Below are 14133 nucleotides of genomic sequence, written 5' to 3' on the forward strand. Positions count from 1 at the left end.
CCTGTCTTTTTATACAGTTAACTGTGAGTATATCCAGTAATGGTTTAAATGAAAAGCCAATTGCTGGTTTTTTGATAGAGTTAAACTTTTGACTAGAAAAACAATACTTCCACCCACACGTAACCAGTCAATAGCATAGTGATCATAACCGCAGCTGATCCAATATCTTTCGCTCTACCAGCCAACTCATGCTGCTCTTGACCTATACGATCAACAACAGCTTCAATCGCACTATTAAATAACTCAGCAATCAAAACCAGCATCACAGTCGCAATCAGCAATATGCGTTCACTTTGAGAGACATCTAGCCAAAATGCCGTGGGAATCATCACCGCGGCAAGTACCACTTCCTCTCGAAATGCAGGTTCATTTTGAAACGCGGCCTTTAAGCCTTGGCATGAGTAACGGGTGGCATTTTTAATACGTTTAAAACCATGAAGTGTTTTTTGCGGCACAGCATTTTCTCTTGAATTATTAAATAGATGATTTGAGTTTGGTGAAACTGGCGTTTTCGTGTTCAATTTACAGTAAAAGGTTCGACCAGTTTCTGATATCCTTGCAGCCTTGAAAATATCAGCTTAAGTACAGCGTCTGCTTCTACAATAAAGAAGATGGAACACGGCTTTTGCGATTTATCTGTTTTTTTGAGGCCAAGAACCTTATGTCTTCCGGACAACCACTATCGAGTTCCTTACTAAAGCTGCCTTTGTCGGTGATGGTCAAAGGAACCGCGATTCCTTCAAATCCTATTGAAGATCATAGCATTGATGTAAACAAACCCATTATCTATGCCCTGCCTTATCGCTCAAGTGTCGATTTAATCACGCTACAAATGCAGGTCATTCGCTTAGGCTTACCAGATCCACTTGAACCCGTCGAGATCAATGGTAAGTCGTTCCAGCGTTATGTCTTTACCTCTTCACGTCAAACTGTGATGAATAGCGACCAAGGTGTTCCTAACGAATCCATTGCGCTCTTCTCTGATTTACTAGAACAGCACAAATTTGACCGTGAACTGGACGTTCAAGTCCTTCCTACCACCGTGTTATGGGGTCGGAAACCAGGAAAAGAGTCACAGCAAACGCCTTACTTGCAGTCACTCAATGGCCCCGAAAAAGCGTTAGCTGTATTAAGATCAGGTCGAGATTGCTTGGTACGTATCAGCCCCGTAGTGTCTTTACGTTATATGGCAGACTCACACGGCACCGACACGGCGATAGCGCACAAGTTAGCCCGCGTCGCACGTATCCATTTCTCGCGGCAAAAGCTTGCGGCCTCTGGCCCTAACTTACCCAATCGTCAAGCGCTATTTAATCGTCTTATGAAGTCCAAAGCGATTGAGAAAGTAATTGAAGATGAGGCGAAAGCGAAGGGAATATCTCTTGATAAAGCGCGCCAAGAAGCTCACAACATCATGGATGAAATTGCTGCTGATTTTTCCTACTCTTTGGTCAGAAATGGCGATCGACTACTAAGCTGGCTGTGGAACCGTATCTATCAGGGCTTAAACATAAACAATGCCTCAACCGTGCGTAAGCTAGCTCAAGACGGCCACGAGATTGTTTATGTTCCATGTCATCGCAGTCATATGGATTACTTACTGCTGTCTTACGTCTTGTACCATGAAGGCATGGTACCTCCGCATATCGCAGCAGGTATTAACCTCAATTTCTTCCCAGCCGGACCACTATTCCGTCGCGGTGGGGCGTTCTTTATTCGCCGGAGCTTTAAAGGCAATAAACTCTATTCGACCATTTTCCGTGAATACCTCGCAGAACTGTTCTCAAAAGGTTACTCGGTAGAGTACTTCAGTGAAGGCGGACGCTCACGTACTGGCCGACTGCTGCAGGCAAAAACTGGCATGCTGGCGATGACTATTCAAGCCATGTTACGTGGTCTCAACCGCCCAGTGACACTGGTGCCAGTATACATTGGTTATGAACACGTAATGGAAGTCAGCACCTACGCCAAGGAACTGCGTGGTAAGCGTAAAGAAAAAGAAAACGCTGGGCTGGTCCTACGAACAATTCGTAAGCTACGTAACTTCGGCCAGGGCTACGTGAACTTTGGTGAACCTATCCCTCTGAATCAATATCTCAATGAGAACGCGCCAGAATGGACACAAGACATAGACCCAATGGGCACAACTAAGCCACAATGGCTAAACCCTGTGGTCAATGACCTTGCGATTAAGATGATGACGCACATCAATGATGCCGCTGCAACTAACGCATTAACTTTGTGTGCTACCGCGCTGCTGGCTTCACGTCAACGCGCGTTGTCTCGCGACAGCTTAGTGAAACAAATCGAATGTTACCTCTCTTTACTCAAGAACGTGCCATATTCATCCACGTATACAGTGCCAAGTGAGGATGCAGAAGCGCTAGTCAAACATGCCGAGTCACTCGATAAGTTTGTGATTGAGTCAGATACCATGGGCGACATTGTCTCTCTTGATCGCAATCAGTCCATTCTGATGACTTACTATCGCAACAACATTATTCATTTGTTCGCAATTCCATCTCTCATCGCACAAATGCTGATCCGTCATCAGCAACTGAATCTGGAAAAAATCAAAGCCAATGTGGCCTTGGTTTACCCATTCTTAAAACAAGAGTTGTTCCTGAGTATTGAAGAAGAGCAGCTTGGCGATGTTACCGAAGCCTACATCGAAGAGATTGCTCGTCTTGGTTTGGTGGTGATTGATACGGAGCAAAACGTGTCACTTAAGCAGGGGAATACTCAGGTGCTGATGCTGCTAGGCCGCACGATCACAGAAACTTTGCAACGTTACTCAATCACTCTCAACTTGCTGACAGCCAACCCTGAGTTGGGTAAAGCGGATCTAGAGCAAAAGAGCCAAGAAATCGCACAACGTTTGGGACGTTTGCATGGTATCAACGCACCTGAGTTTTTCGATAAAGGTGTCTTCTCGTCCATGTTTACCACTCTCAAACAGCAAGCGTATTTGGACAATGAAGGCAATTGCGATCAGGATAAAAGTCAGATACTTGCCGATCTTCTTTATTCGATGCTTTATCCCGAAGTGCGGTTGACAATAAAAGAAAGTATTTGTCAGGTAAGTGAAGCCGTGTGATCACTGAGTAAGACACATAAAAAGGGCATCCTCATTGGATGCCCTTCCTTTTTGCTTACCAGAATGCCGTCAACAATCCGATAGTAATAACCATCCCAACGTAGTTATTGTTGAGAAATGCCTGGAAGCACAAATCTCGCTGACGATGACGGATAAGGTGCTGCTGAAAAACAAACAAAGCGCCCGCAACCAATAGGCTCCAGTAGTAACTCGCTCCCAGTTGATACCAATTACCCAGCGTAATTAACATCGCCATCGTCACCAGCTGCAATGCTCCTATGATCATTTTGTCGTAGCGGCCAAATAGAATCGCTGTCGATTTAACACCAATTTTCAAATCATCATCTCGATCAACCATCGCATATTGCGTGTCATAGGCTATCGTCCACAACGCATTGATCGCGAAGATAAACCACACCATCGTAGGTAGTTCATTCGCTTGAGCAGCCCAAGCCATCGGAATCGACCAACTAAAAGCTAACCCCAAGAACAACTGAGGTAAGTGCGTATAACGCTTCATAAAAGGATAAATAAAGGCGAGAAATAACCCAACAAAAGAGAGCTGAATGGTCAATGCGTTCATCGTCAGCACTAATAAGAACGACGCCACCGATAACACCAAAAACAAGCCGAGAGCCTCTTTTGATGTTACACGCCCAGAAGGCAGAGGTCGCGCACTGGTACGCTTAACGTGGCCATCCACTTTACGATCCGCAAAGTCATTGATCACACACCCCGCTGAACGCATAAACAACACTCCAAGGGCAAACACAACCAGCACGATGGGATCAGGCACGCCTTGTGCCGCGATCACTAACGACCACATGGTTGGCCAAAGTAGCAGCAAGGTGCCAATTGGCTTATCCATGCGCATCAACTGCCAATACGCCTGAGCTTTAGTGGCCGTCGTCATTTACACGCTCTCCTTTGAGTACATTGGTGCAGTAGGCAAAAACAGCTCTGCCACTAACATAGGTTTGTGGTTCATCCATAAACGAGAGCGACGAGCAAGAAACTCACCATCGGGCGTTTTTGCCCAGCCCACTTGGAGTGCATCACGCTGGACATTTTCGGCATTAAACACCGTGAGCCCCAGAGGGATCTCTCCCTGACGGGTCAGATCATACTGTTGACCATCCATTGATGACTGTGGGATCAAGGTTCTGCCCAACACCCAAGGTTGCTTATCGCCTTTCAAGACCACTTTACGCAGCAAACATTCTTCTTTTGCCAGTAACTGAATCTCCTGTGGCGTGAGCTTCTTAGCTTTAACCACTTTGTTGTGCAATAAGTCGACACTTAACGTTTGGCAGTGGGACTCCAATAAACGTGACAATGAGCCCTGTTCTAACAACCAATTTTCCGCACTCTGTGTAGGAAAGCTAAACTTATCAGGATCTTGCCATTCAACCTGACGAAGGGCAGATAAATAAAGCGAAGTAGATTGATTCATACTAGTATTCAATAAGTAGCCTTATCATCGTACAATAAAGCTTTGATCTTTGTTGTTAACCACTCATCGAGTGTTTAACGCATAATTATTACAAATAGATGCTCTATTGTAACAAGACTCAGGCGATTCGAGTATCGTGATTAGAAGAAAGAAAAGACAGAAATATGATTAAACGTTACTTAGTCCAAATATTTGTCGCCTTGTGCGTCTTGACCAGTTTTCCATCCATGGCAGAAGAAAGCGGAGAGCCGAAACTGGCGTACTTTACTCTTGAGCCAGATCTCACCACTAATTTCTATACCCAAGGCAAAAAGCTGGGCTACATTCAGGTTCGTATTGATATCATGGTGGCCAACGAAAGTGACTTAGCAATCATCGAGCTTCACCAGCCTTTGATTCGAGATGCGGTGATCGAGCTACTTGGCAAGCAGTCTTCAGATACGATCACCTCTTTAGCTGGTCGTGAAGACTTACGTAAAAACTTAGTCGAGCAATTGAACTCGATTCTACTACCCGAAACAGGGCGCACCATTATTGCTGACTTGTTGTTTACCAAGTACCTCTATCAATAACCTGACGAGCAAAAAAGCGGCCGAAGCCGCTTTTTTATGTTCTGGCTCGGCTGGCATCAACCAAGCCCAATACAACTCCAGAAAGTAACCCCACCAGGTGAGCGGTATTAGCAATTGCCATAAACGGCTGAACAAACCCCAACACCAGCCACACTAACATGAAACCAATAACCGGTTTAGGTATGTTCAAGCCAAGCTGAGGAGCTTTGTATCCGAGCATCCATAAATACCCAACCAAGGCATACACGACACCTGATAATCCACCAAAGTTTGCACCTTCAACCCAGTATTGCCCCGCTCCAGAAAGCGCTGCCGACACCAAAAATAGCTGTAAAAGCTTTTTCGCTCCTAGGCGTTGTTCAATATCACCGCCAAGCTGCCACCACCATAACAAGTTAAACGCTATGTGTACGACAGAAAAATGCAAAACCGCATGACTGACCCAGCGCCATAACTGCCATTCTTGTCCAGCGAGTGCGGGAAAGTGCAACGCTGAAAACACTGCTTGCCCTGCGCCAAACTGCTGCAAGGTAAAAATCACAACACTGATCAACATAACTGCTAATGTTATCGGACCTGCTTTGGCTTTGACCATCGACAACATACTCGGCGACTGGTAGCTAAATTGGCTGGTGCGCGTCTCTGCCATCTCCCACGAAGCAGCTTGATATTTGCTATCACTTGGATTATCGAGGAAGTGCTGTAGCTCAGCCTCGACTTCCACCTGATGTTGAGAGTCGCTGAGCCACAGTGCAAACTGACCACTTCCTTCCGGCATCATTTTCACATCAATACGGCGCGAGGCCATATAATCAATGAACGCTTGTGCCATGCGCGGATTGGAAATCGAAATCAGTCTTATCATAGCGGCTCCTATGGCATGTGAGATTCAATAGGCAAATCAGCGCGTTGCCAAGCTTCAAAGCCTCCATCCACACTATACACCTGCTCAAAGCCTTGGTTAACCAAATATTGTGCTGCGCCTTGGCTGCTAATGCCGTGGTAGCACATCACTAGAATAGGTTGCTCAAACTTCACTTCATCCATAAGTTGAACAATCGTGTCATTCGTTAGATGGTATGCAGCCTGTGGGTGAGCCACAGCGAAAGACTGCGGATCGCGAATGTCGACAAGGCGAGCGTCACCTTGCTCCAGCAATGCCTGCGCCCCTGTGACATCAATGTGTTGAAACTGGTCCATTTGCTGTCTCTTGAAAAGAATCATTGTTGATTGTCATTGTAACCTATCCAGTGGTTAACAAGTACACCGCAGCTGTAGGGTTATCCACTTGCGATCATTTATTCACCGTTTGTGGATAAAGCTGTGAATTACGTTGATAAAGTAGTTTTACAATTCTGGATCCACAATATGTAGTGATGATCCTTATTTTTTTGTGTGTAAAAGTAGAAGTATCCCCATAGGCTCATTACTCCTGACACCTTTATTCACCCGCCTTTCTGACATATAGCAAAGAAATTTATCACAGAGTTACCCACAGGCAACACGGCAAAATTCGATCCATAAAAAGAGAGAAATAGATAATTTCTGGATCCCAGAGACAGAAAAAGCCGAGATCATTCGATCTCGGCTTTTTGAATTTTTGCTTTAACTAAAAGTTAGAAGTCGCCGACTGCCGCTTTGAGTTTTTTCATGGCATTCTTTTCTAACTGGCGGATACGTTCTGCTGACACACTGTAGGTTTCTGCCAACTCCTGTAACGTAGACTTGTTATCTTCCAGCCAACGAGAACGAACAATATGCTGGCTGCGTTCGTCAAGGCTAGATAATGCTAAGCTTAAACGGTTATTGGTATGAGCTTCCCAGTTAGCTGCCTCAACATTGTCAGCCACATCCGAGGCTTTATCTTCGAGGTATAGCATAGGTGCCGAGTAAGATACGCCTGAATCATCATCATCGTTCTGCATTTCGAAAGCGGCATCTTGAGCGGCTAGACGAGATTCCATCTCGCGCACTTCAGATGGCTCCACACCCAGCTCTTTTGCAACAGTTTCCACTTCACCGTTATTGAACCAACCAAGACGCTTTTTAGACTTACGTAGATTGAAGAACAATTTACGTTGCGCTTTGGTGGTCGCTATTTTCACAATACGCCAGTTACGCAGTACGTATTCATGAATTTCAGCCTTAATCCAGTGCACTGCAAATGAGACCAAACGTACGCCGACTTCTGGATTAAAGCGTTTTACTGCTTTCATCAAGCCGATATTACCTTCCTGTACCAGATCCGCCATGGGCAGACCATAGCCAGAGTAACCACGAGCTACGTGCACTACAAAACGTAAATGCGAAAGAATCAGGCCTTTTGCCGCTTCAATTTCGCCATCATAGTGTAGTCGCTCAGCCAGTTCACGTTCCTCTTCAGCGGTTAGCATTGGATAGCCATTCACTGTGCGGATATAGCTATCTAAGCTATCTTGTGTCACTACAGCCATTGGATACGCTTGGTTAGTCATTCAATTCCTCATCAATATCTGATCTGGAGTAAGTTTTAACCCAACAATCTTGAACCTAAAATGAACAAGATTCAAGCAGGGAAAGTTATTATGCATAAACCTTTCAGCTATACAAGTAAAAAAGTACACGGTAGCGTGTACTTTTTCAAGTAAGAGTAAGACATTTGCTATTTAGACAGGTTCAATTTCTTTCAAGTGGCGCTGCGCTGACACTTTCGCAGCCAAGCATCCAAGGAATGTACCAAGCATCAATAGCAACAAACTTTCATCCCAGCTTAGTCCAATCAGGCGGAAACGACTATCGTACAGCAGAGCCAGTTGTTCGACGCTACTGTTCAGAACTACGGTAATAATAGCGGTCATGACCCAAGCAGTGAATGCGCCCAATAAGCCAAACCACATCCCAGAATAAAGATAAGGGCGTAAAATAAAGCGGTTAGTCGCACCGATCAGTTTCATGGTCTGAATTTCTTCTTTATTCGCAAGCACGTTAAAGCGCAACGTGTTGCCCACAATGAGAAACACCGATCCCAGCATCAGTACAGACAGAGTGATCACAATACCACTGACTAAATTCTTGATTGCATCTAAGCGGGTTAACCAATCTTCATCAAGACGAACGTCCGTCACTTCTTCTTCCTTGGCAATCGTCGCCGCCAATTGCTTGATCTTCTCGTTATCTTCAACACTTGGCGTGATGATCAACACACCCGGTAGCGCATAGTCGTCTAAGAGTGAAAGGGCATGGTTAAATCCTGAGTATTGGCTTAAATCTTCCAGACCTTGCTGGGGAGAAATGTATTCCACCTTGGCCACCTCATCCATACTTTCTAGCTGGTCTTTGAGCACCATAACGCGTGCTTCCGGCGTTTGCTCCTCAATATAGCCACTCACTTTTGATGGACTGGTAACATTAGTAGAAGCCACGGCCAAATTTTTTCCCAGCAAATACATGACCGCTGGCATAGCTAATGCCATGGAGATCACTGCTAAAGTAAGAATATTCCCTAAAGGACGAGACCACATCATCGAGAACGAAGCTTTCGCCTGTTTGAAATGCACGGTAAAAAAACTATCGCGCTTCACTCGATTCTGGGGACGACTTTTAGTCGCCTTCTTATTACGCACGTTAGCAGCCATAATCTTCTACCTCGCTCAGGAAGCCTTGGTTCAGCTCTAGATGACGATATTGCGGGCGAGTATTAACCAACCCAATATCGTGCGTTGCCAGTAAAATGGTGACACCCGCTCGGTTAAACTCTTCAAATAATTTAATCACTCGGTTTGATAGATCCGGATCCAAGTTACCCGTGGGTTCATCCGCCAACAGCAGCGTTGGCCGGTTCACTACGGCTCGAGCAATGCCAACACGTTGCTGCTCACCACCAGATAGCTGACTCGGTAAACACTTTGCTTTGTCCAATAACCCTGTCTTGTCCAGTGCCGCAGATACACGTCGTTTAATTTCATTCTCAGAGATGGATTCAATGCGCATTGGCAACGCGACATTATCAAATACCGAGCGATCCATAAGTAAGCGGTGGTCCTGAAAAACAATGCCTATGTTGCGACGCAAAAAAGGAATGTCTTTATTTGGAATACGAGTGATATCGTGATCGTTGAAGCTGATTTTGCCATCCGTCGGACGCTCAATAGCACAAATCAACTTGAGCAAAGTACTTTTCCCCGCCCCAGAGTGGCCACCGAGAAAGGCCATCTCTCCTCGACGTAGGTGGAAGTCCACCTTTTGCAGCGCCTGCTTGCCGCCGCGGTACGCTTTACTTACTTGCTGAAACTTTATCACTCGTCGTTCCTCTTACCTGAGCTACTGATTAGTCTTCGCGGCTGAATAATGCGTCAATAAATTCCTGAGTTTCAAATGGGCGCAGATCGTCAATACCTTCACCCACCCCAATATAACGGATTGGGATCTGGAACTGATCGGCCAAGGCAAAGATAACGCCACCTTTTGCGGTACCATCAAGCTTGGTTAAGGTAATGCCAGTCAGTGGCGCTACGTCACTGAACAGTTTTGCCTGACTAATCGCATTTTGGCCAGTGCCCGCATCCAGTGTCAGCATGATTTCATGCGGTGCTGAGTCATCCACTTTCTTCATAACACGGACAATCTTGCGCAGCTCTTCCATCAGGTTGGCTTTGTTTTGTAGGCGCCCCGCAGTATCGGCAATCACCACATCAACACCTTTGGCTTTTGCAGACTCAATGGCGTCATAAATAACCGATGCACTGTCTGCACCTGTATGCTGCGCCACAACAGGTACCTGGTTGCGATCACCCCATACTTGAAGCTGTTCGACAGCCGCAGCACGGAAGGTATCACCTGCAGCCAGCATGACTTTTTTACCTTGTGATTGGAATTGCTTAGCCAGCTTACCGATCGTTGTCGTTTTACCAACACCATTCACGCCAACCATCAGGATAACGTAAGGGGTTTTATTGGTATCAATTTCAAGCGGTTTTTCAACGGTCGAGAGAATGCCTGCCATCTCCTCTTTTAACAGGCCATACAGTGCTTCACCGTCTTTCAAATCCTGACGCGAAGCTTTTTCAGTCAGGCTGTCGATGATTTTCATCGTGGTATCCATACCGACATCCGCAATCAATAACTGCTCTTCCAGTTCTTCGAACAGCTCATCATCAATTTGTTTGCCTTTGAATAGACCAAAGAAGCCCGCCCCAATATTCGCTTTGGTGCGCGCCAAGCTGCGCTTTAAGCGAGCAAAAAAGCTTTCGCTTGGCTTGTCTTGCTCACTCACACGAGGTTCTTGTGGCGGTTCTGCTTCTGCTTCTGCTTCTGCTTCTGCTTCTGCTTCTGCTTCTGCTTCTGCTTCTGCTTCTGCTAGGTCAGCCTGAGGTTCTGACTGTGCTTCGTCAACGGTTTGCGCCTCTGCTGCGACTTCCTCAACAATGTCCGATTGGGTTTCTTCAGCAGCTTGCTTAGCCTGTTGCTCCTCGTCACCGAAGCCAAGCCAAGAAAGTAATCCGCGCTTCTTTTTTTCCGTCATCTGGGGATATCCTAGATTGTCTTAATTTATTCTGACACTTTTCGCCGAGGTATTGCCCCGGTTAAGAAAAGAAACATGACAACAGAGTGAAAAGTTTCCAGCGTTATAACGATGGTATACACTTTGTCATCAACAAAATTTGGGCTGTACTCAGGATGAACTCACTGAGCGACTGGGTATAGTATCACTTTATTAGCGGTCAAAAAATCTATGGTACGGCGTCGCCAGCAAAACACATCACAAAAAAAGCCTTCAACAGGCTTTGTTCGAATTATTAGCGGCTTATGGAGAGGGAGAAAACTGCCTGTTCATGATGCAGAAGGGCTGCGCCCGACAACCGATCGTGTAAAAGAAACCCTTTTCAACTGGTTGGCTCAGGATGTGCCTCAAGCAAAATGCCTCGACTTGTTTGCCGGTTCCGGCGGATTAGGCTTTGAAGCGGCTTCGCGTCAGGCTGATAGTGTCACCATGATTGAGCTCAACCCAAATGCATTCAAGCAGTTAGAAAAAAACATTGCGGCTCTTAATTCAGATAACCTGACCGCGATTAACAGCGATGCGTTAAGCTTTCTCCAACAAGCTGGGACACCGCATCATGTGGTATTTATCGATCCACCATTTCGTAAAGGCTTGCTGGAACAAACCGTCACTTTGCTGGAAAGTAATGGCTGGTTGGGCAACGATGCCATGATTTACATTGAAACTGAGAAAGAACTTGAGTTGGAAGGCATTCCAACCAACTGGCACCTACACCGAGAAAAAACGGCAGGTCAAGTCAGTTACCGATTATTTGAAAGACAACAAGACTAAAAAGGAAGTCTCATGAAAGCTCTACTTTTACTGGCCAAAGCCGCGATTGGCTTTGTGTGGTTCATCCTGATCCTGAACTTCTTTATGCCCTTTCCGGGCAAAGCGGCGATTGCGCTTTACATCATGACGGCTTTCCTGTTCATCATGCATGGCCTGCAATCAGCCATCTTTATCGGCGCGTTTGGTGACAAGATTAAGATGACCAGTTGGGAAAAATGGTCGATTCTAATTTTCGGCATTTTCGCCCTGCTCGATATTCGTCGCAAGTACATGATGTAAGATCACCATCTCTAATATAAGAACGCCGCTCATAATAAGCGGCGTTCTTGTTTTAACTCAGGTAACCCTTAACTCCGTTTAGGAACATCTGGGTGGAAATCATCACTAGCAGCAGCCCCATCAAGCGTTCTATCGCCTTCAGACCACGCTCACCTAAAATACGATGGAAAAAGTTATAAAACATCAAAATAAAGAAGGTCGCTCCCCACGCCAGCAAGACAGCGCCAGACAGCTCAAGCAATTTGTCCGGGTGCTGGGTCGACAGAAGTAGCAATGCAGCAATCACCGATGGTCCAGCGATCATAGGAATGGCCATAGGGACAATAAATGGCTCTTCACCCGCCGCAAGGCCTGTAATGCTGCCCGCACTTGGGAAGATCATCTTAATCGCAATGATGAACAGAATGATGCCACCAGAGATACTCAGCGTTTCTGGTTCAACATGAAGGAAGCTCAGAATCGCCTTACCTGCAAATAGGAATAGCATGAGAATGATCAACGCAAAACACAGCTCACGAACAAGCACCTTACGTCTGCGTTTTGGGTCAAGATGCTTGAGAATAGAAAGGACGATAGGAAGATTGCCAAGCGGATCCATGATAAGGAACAACATGGTTGCGGCAGAAAGAATTTCCATGAATTAGCCTCCAAAGCCAAAGATTCTCAACAGCAGAGCAAAAAGTCGGCGAAGTATATCAACACCGTTGGACAATTTGGAGGCCAAAAGCAGAGTTTTTAATGGCTGCAAACACGCTCTAAGTTCAACGCCCACTTATCACCCACCGCAACAATTTTCTCTCGCTCGATAAAAAAGGCCATCAATGCGTCCAGATCCAATCCATCCAGCTTACAAGTGTGGAACTTTGCTTGCTCACCAAATGCAGCGCAAACAGCCTCGCGTAATTCCTGCATTGCCATTGGTCGTTCATGCAGTAAGTTTAGAACTTGATGTGCGTGTATTTCATTAGACATAACTTTCTCCACTTATGATCAGTGGAATGAGCATAACCTGAGACTATCAAGTCAACTTTGATTTCAAATAATCAACGAAGCGGTAACCAGTGAGTGCGCCAACAGATAGCTACCCGAAATAAGATACCGACCATAGTGAATGGAGTGTTTGTAATCATGCACGGCAAGAAGCCCTGCTGATAAAGTAAGTGTCAGAGTTCCAAAGAAACCTAATAGGCTAGCCAAGGTACCAGTCAATAACCAGACTTCACCCGCAGCCCAGTTGAGCTGCAACAGCATCATGCCCATTATCACAACCGGAAAGATCAGACGATCAATTTTAGGTAGCATTAGGAAAAATACCACTATACCAATCGCCAGAAGCATAGCAGGAAGCCACCAGACTATCTCACCGGATAATTGGAGCCAAAAAGAGGTGCTATAGCAAAGCTGAGCCCCGACAAACGCAGCAAAGCACAGCTTTTGATGTCGCTTATAGATATAAAGGCCATCAGCCAACATGGATACCAACAACCCCAGGGTCACCCACCAGACCGATATACCAATCGCATCACTCTGACTCCAGAGCATGACGACGAGCATAGCTAACGACAATGTTTTAAACACGACCGCTTGTTTGTTCTGGTTGCTTTCATTAGCAGAAATACTAATAAATCCTGATAGCGCGACTGAAAGCCAGCTCCACATGGGTCCACCTCTTTTAAACTGAGTCGCCAGTGTAGGCAGGCAGATAAAGATGTCCAGAAATGGAAAGCAAAACTTGGATCTTGATTGGCTTCTGAAATACTGACTTTGCCAGTATTAAACTAGCGGTTTAAACCTACCACTCCATTCTTCTATGCCTTCGCTGCTCATTCAGGTTATAGAAATCCGACTTTTTAGTAAATTGAACACCTAGCCAACAACAAACCTAAAAAAACTAACAGAGCACTTTAAAGAAAGACAAAAAACACAAAAAAATCAAACAGATAAAAACAAAACCATAAGGTTAACCATTTAAAGCTTAAAAGTTTTGGTCTATAAAAGGGGACTAAGACTTAGCCCAATAGAGAATCACTCTCATCTTAAGAAAAACCAAGCCTATAACTATCAATTTAACCCGACAATGACACTTACAATACAATTTTATTGTAAAAACAACAATCTCTTTAAATTAACAAACAACAAACAATAATTAAACACTTCAAAATCAATAACTTAAAACAAAAAAACGACGAATAGAACACTTTTAAATCAGAGTGAAAAGCATAGAAATCACAGTAAAAAAACCACTAAAAACCGTCATTTTATCGATTTACAAATTGAACTTTTAAGGCTTAGAAAAATAAAAACTTGATCAAAGCACAAAAATACTGCTATTCTAAATTACATACAGTTAAGCATCACTAAATAGGAGCAGAGTTATGATTACTTCTTCACAAAAACAAGGACTTGTAATGATCGCGGTTGT

General features: G+C 45.0%; 16 protein-coding genes. 4 read left to right on the forward strand and 12 right to left on the reverse strand.

What is annotated here, in order from left to right; translation table 11 throughout:
• Window positions 1–92: 92 nt before the first annotated feature.
• Window positions 93–455 carry a diacylglycerol kinase gene (locus L1D23_RS20505; RefSeq protein WP_239871185.1) on the reverse strand — a complete coding sequence of 121 codons (363 nt, stop codon included), beginning with the start codon at window positions 453–455 and terminating at the stop codon, window positions 93–95.
• 206 nt (window positions 456–661) lie between these two features.
• On the opposite strand from L1D23_RS20505, the gene plsB reads away from it, so the two are divergent.
• Complete coding sequence (plsB, locus tag L1D23_RS20510; RefSeq protein WP_239871188.1) at window positions 662–3097, forward strand: glycerol-3-phosphate 1-O-acyltransferase PlsB; 2436 nt, start codon at window positions 662–664, stop codon at window positions 3095–3097.
• Window positions 3098–3152: 55 nt separating this feature from the next.
• Here the strand turns inward: plsB and ubiA are convergent, their stop codons facing one another.
• Together ubiA and L1D23_RS20520 are read right to left on the reverse strand one after the other, a co-directional pair.
• Window positions 3153–4010 carry a 4-hydroxybenzoate octaprenyltransferase gene (gene ubiA, locus L1D23_RS20515; protein WP_239871191.1) on the reverse strand — a complete coding sequence of 286 codons (858 nt, stop codon included), beginning with the start codon at window positions 4008–4010 and terminating at the stop codon, window positions 3153–3155.
• On the reverse strand, window positions 4011–4550 hold the full coding sequence (locus L1D23_RS20520; RefSeq protein ID WP_239871194.1) for a chorismate lyase: 540 nt from the start codon (window positions 4548–4550) through the stop codon (window positions 4011–4013).
• A gap of 164 nt (window positions 4551–4714) precedes the next feature.
• Here L1D23_RS20520 and L1D23_RS20525 point away from each other — a divergent pair, with 164 nt between their 5' ends.
• Window positions 4715–5122: a flagellar basal body-associated protein FliL gene (locus tag L1D23_RS20525; RefSeq protein WP_239871197.1), complete on the forward strand. Its 408-nt coding sequence runs from the start codon at window positions 4715–4717 to the stop codon at window positions 5120–5122.
• A gap of 34 nt (window positions 5123–5156) precedes the next feature.
• Here L1D23_RS20525 and glpG read toward each other — a convergent pair whose 3' ends face one another.
• The 6 genes from glpG to ftsY form a co-directional block, all read right to left on the reverse strand.
• A complete protein-coding gene (gene glpG, locus L1D23_RS20530; RefSeq protein ID WP_239871199.1) occupies window positions 5157–5987 on the reverse strand; it encodes a rhomboid family intramembrane serine protease GlpG in 831 nt (276 codons plus the stop codon).
• Between the two features lie 8 nt (window positions 5988–5995).
• Entirely contained in the window at window positions 5996–6322 is a 327-nt protein-coding gene (glpE, locus tag L1D23_RS20535; RefSeq protein WP_239871201.1) for a thiosulfate sulfurtransferase GlpE, read from the reverse strand.
• A 416-nt stretch (window positions 6323–6738) separates the two neighbouring features.
• Entirely contained in the window at window positions 6739–7596 is an 858-nt protein-coding gene (gene rpoH, locus L1D23_RS20540) for an RNA polymerase sigma factor RpoH (RefSeq protein ID WP_239839001.1), read from the reverse strand.
• Between the two features lie 171 nt (window positions 7597–7767).
• Window positions 7768–8736, reverse strand: coding sequence for a permease-like cell division protein FtsX (gene ftsX, locus L1D23_RS20545; RefSeq protein WP_239839000.1), 969 nt, complete (start codon window positions 8734–8736; stop codon window positions 7768–7770).
• Window positions 8726–9400, reverse strand: a complete 675-nt coding sequence (gene ftsE / locus L1D23_RS20550; protein ID WP_239871204.1) for a cell division ATP-binding protein FtsE — start codon at window positions 9398–9400, stop codon at window positions 8726–8728. Before ftsE ends, ftsX begins: the two co-directional genes overlap by 11 nt.
• A gap of 28 nt (window positions 9401–9428) precedes the next feature.
• Window positions 9429–10622, reverse strand: a complete 1194-nt coding sequence (gene ftsY / locus L1D23_RS20555) for a signal recognition particle-docking protein FtsY (protein WP_239871208.1) — start codon at window positions 10620–10622, stop codon at window positions 9429–9431.
• 210 nt (window positions 10623–10832) lie between these two features.
• Here ftsY and rsmD point away from each other — a divergent pair, with 210 nt between their 5' ends.
• Entirely contained in the window at window positions 10833–11432 is a 600-nt protein-coding gene (rsmD, locus tag L1D23_RS20560; RefSeq protein ID WP_239871211.1) for a 16S rRNA (guanine(966)-N(2))-methyltransferase RsmD, read from the forward strand.
• A 12-nt stretch (window positions 11433–11444) separates the two neighbouring features.
• Window positions 11445–11711, forward strand: a complete 267-nt coding sequence (locus tag L1D23_RS20565; protein ID WP_239871214.1) for a DUF1145 domain-containing protein — start codon at window positions 11445–11447, stop codon at window positions 11709–11711.
• A 52-nt stretch (window positions 11712–11763) separates the two neighbouring features.
• Here the strand turns inward: L1D23_RS20565 and L1D23_RS20570 are convergent, their stop codons facing one another.
• The 3 genes from L1D23_RS20570 to L1D23_RS20580 all read right to left on the reverse strand — a co-directional run bounded on the left by L1D23_RS20570 (window position 11764) and on the right by L1D23_RS20580 (window position 13370).
• Window positions 11764–12348 carry a YhgN family NAAT transporter gene (locus L1D23_RS20570; RefSeq protein WP_239871217.1) on the reverse strand — a complete coding sequence of 195 codons (585 nt, stop codon included), beginning with the start codon at window positions 12346–12348 and terminating at the stop codon, window positions 11764–11766.
• Window positions 12349–12446: 98 nt separating this feature from the next.
• The gene (locus L1D23_RS20575; RefSeq protein ID WP_239871220.1) at window positions 12447–12683 is read right to left on the reverse strand and encodes a YecH family metal-binding protein; all 237 of its coding nucleotides are present in this window, start codon (window positions 12681–12683) and stop codon (window positions 12447–12449) included.
• A 63-nt stretch (window positions 12684–12746) separates the two neighbouring features.
• Window positions 12747–13370, reverse strand: coding sequence for a lysoplasmalogenase (locus tag L1D23_RS20580; RefSeq protein WP_239871223.1), 624 nt, complete (start codon window positions 13368–13370; stop codon window positions 12747–12749).
• Window positions 13371–14133 lie beyond the last annotated feature (763 nt).

The sequence above is a fragment of the Vibrio sp. Isolate24 genome (assembly GCF_022398215.1).
Classification (GTDB): Bacteria; Pseudomonadota; Gammaproteobacteria; order Enterobacterales; family Vibrionaceae; genus Vibrio; species Vibrio coralliilyticus_A.

What these genes read in the sequence shown, in the direction of transcription:
- glpG (WP_239871199.1), bottom strand. Translation starts at nt 5,987, where the DNA reads ATGATAAGACTGATTTCGATTTCCAATCCGCGCATGGCACAAGCGTTC.
- ubiA (WP_239871191.1), bottom strand. Translation starts at nt 4,010, where the DNA reads ATGACGACGGCCACTAAAGCTCAGGCGTATTGGCAGTTGATGCGCATG.
- L1D23_RS20565 (WP_239871214.1), top strand. Translation starts at nt 11,445, where the DNA reads ATGAAAGCTCTACTTTTACTGGCCAAAGCCGCGATTGGCTTTGTGTGG.
- plsB (WP_239871188.1), top strand. Translation starts at nt 662, where the DNA reads ATGTCTTCCGGACAACCACTATCGAGTTCCTTACTAAAGCTGCCTTTG.
- ftsY (WP_239871208.1), bottom strand. Translation starts at nt 10,622, where the DNA reads ATGACGGAAAAAAAGAAGCGCGGATTACTTTCTTGGCTTGGCTTCGGT.
- rsmD (WP_239871211.1), top strand. Translation starts at nt 10,833, where the DNA reads ATGGTACGGCGTCGCCAGCAAAACACATCACAAAAAAAGCCTTCAACA.
- L1D23_RS20525 (WP_239871197.1), top strand. Translation starts at nt 4,715, where the DNA reads ATGATTAAACGTTACTTAGTCCAAATATTTGTCGCCTTGTGCGTCTTG.
- L1D23_RS20520 (WP_239871194.1), bottom strand. Translation starts at nt 4,550, where the DNA reads ATGAATCAATCTACTTCGCTTTATTTATCTGCCCTTCGTCAGGTTGAA.
- rpoH (WP_239839001.1), bottom strand. Translation starts at nt 7,596, where the DNA reads ATGACTAACCAAGCGTATCCAATGGCTGTAGTGACACAAGATAGCTTA.
- glpE (WP_239871201.1), bottom strand. Translation starts at nt 6,322, where the DNA reads ATGGACCAGTTTCAACACATTGATGTCACAGGGGCGCAGGCATTGCTG.
- L1D23_RS20570 (WP_239871217.1), bottom strand. Translation starts at nt 12,348, where the DNA reads ATGGAAATTCTTTCTGCCGCAACCATGTTGTTCCTTATCATGGATCCG.
- L1D23_RS20575 (WP_239871220.1), bottom strand. Translation starts at nt 12,683, where the DNA reads ATGTCTAATGAAATACACGCACATCAAGTTCTAAACTTACTGCATGAA.
- ftsX (WP_239839000.1), bottom strand. Translation starts at nt 8,736, where the DNA reads ATGGCTGCTAACGTGCGTAATAAGAAGGCGACTAAAAGTCGTCCCCAG.
- L1D23_RS20580 (WP_239871223.1), bottom strand. Translation starts at nt 13,370, where the DNA reads ATGTGGAGCTGGCTTTCAGTCGCGCTATCAGGATTTATTAGTATTTCT.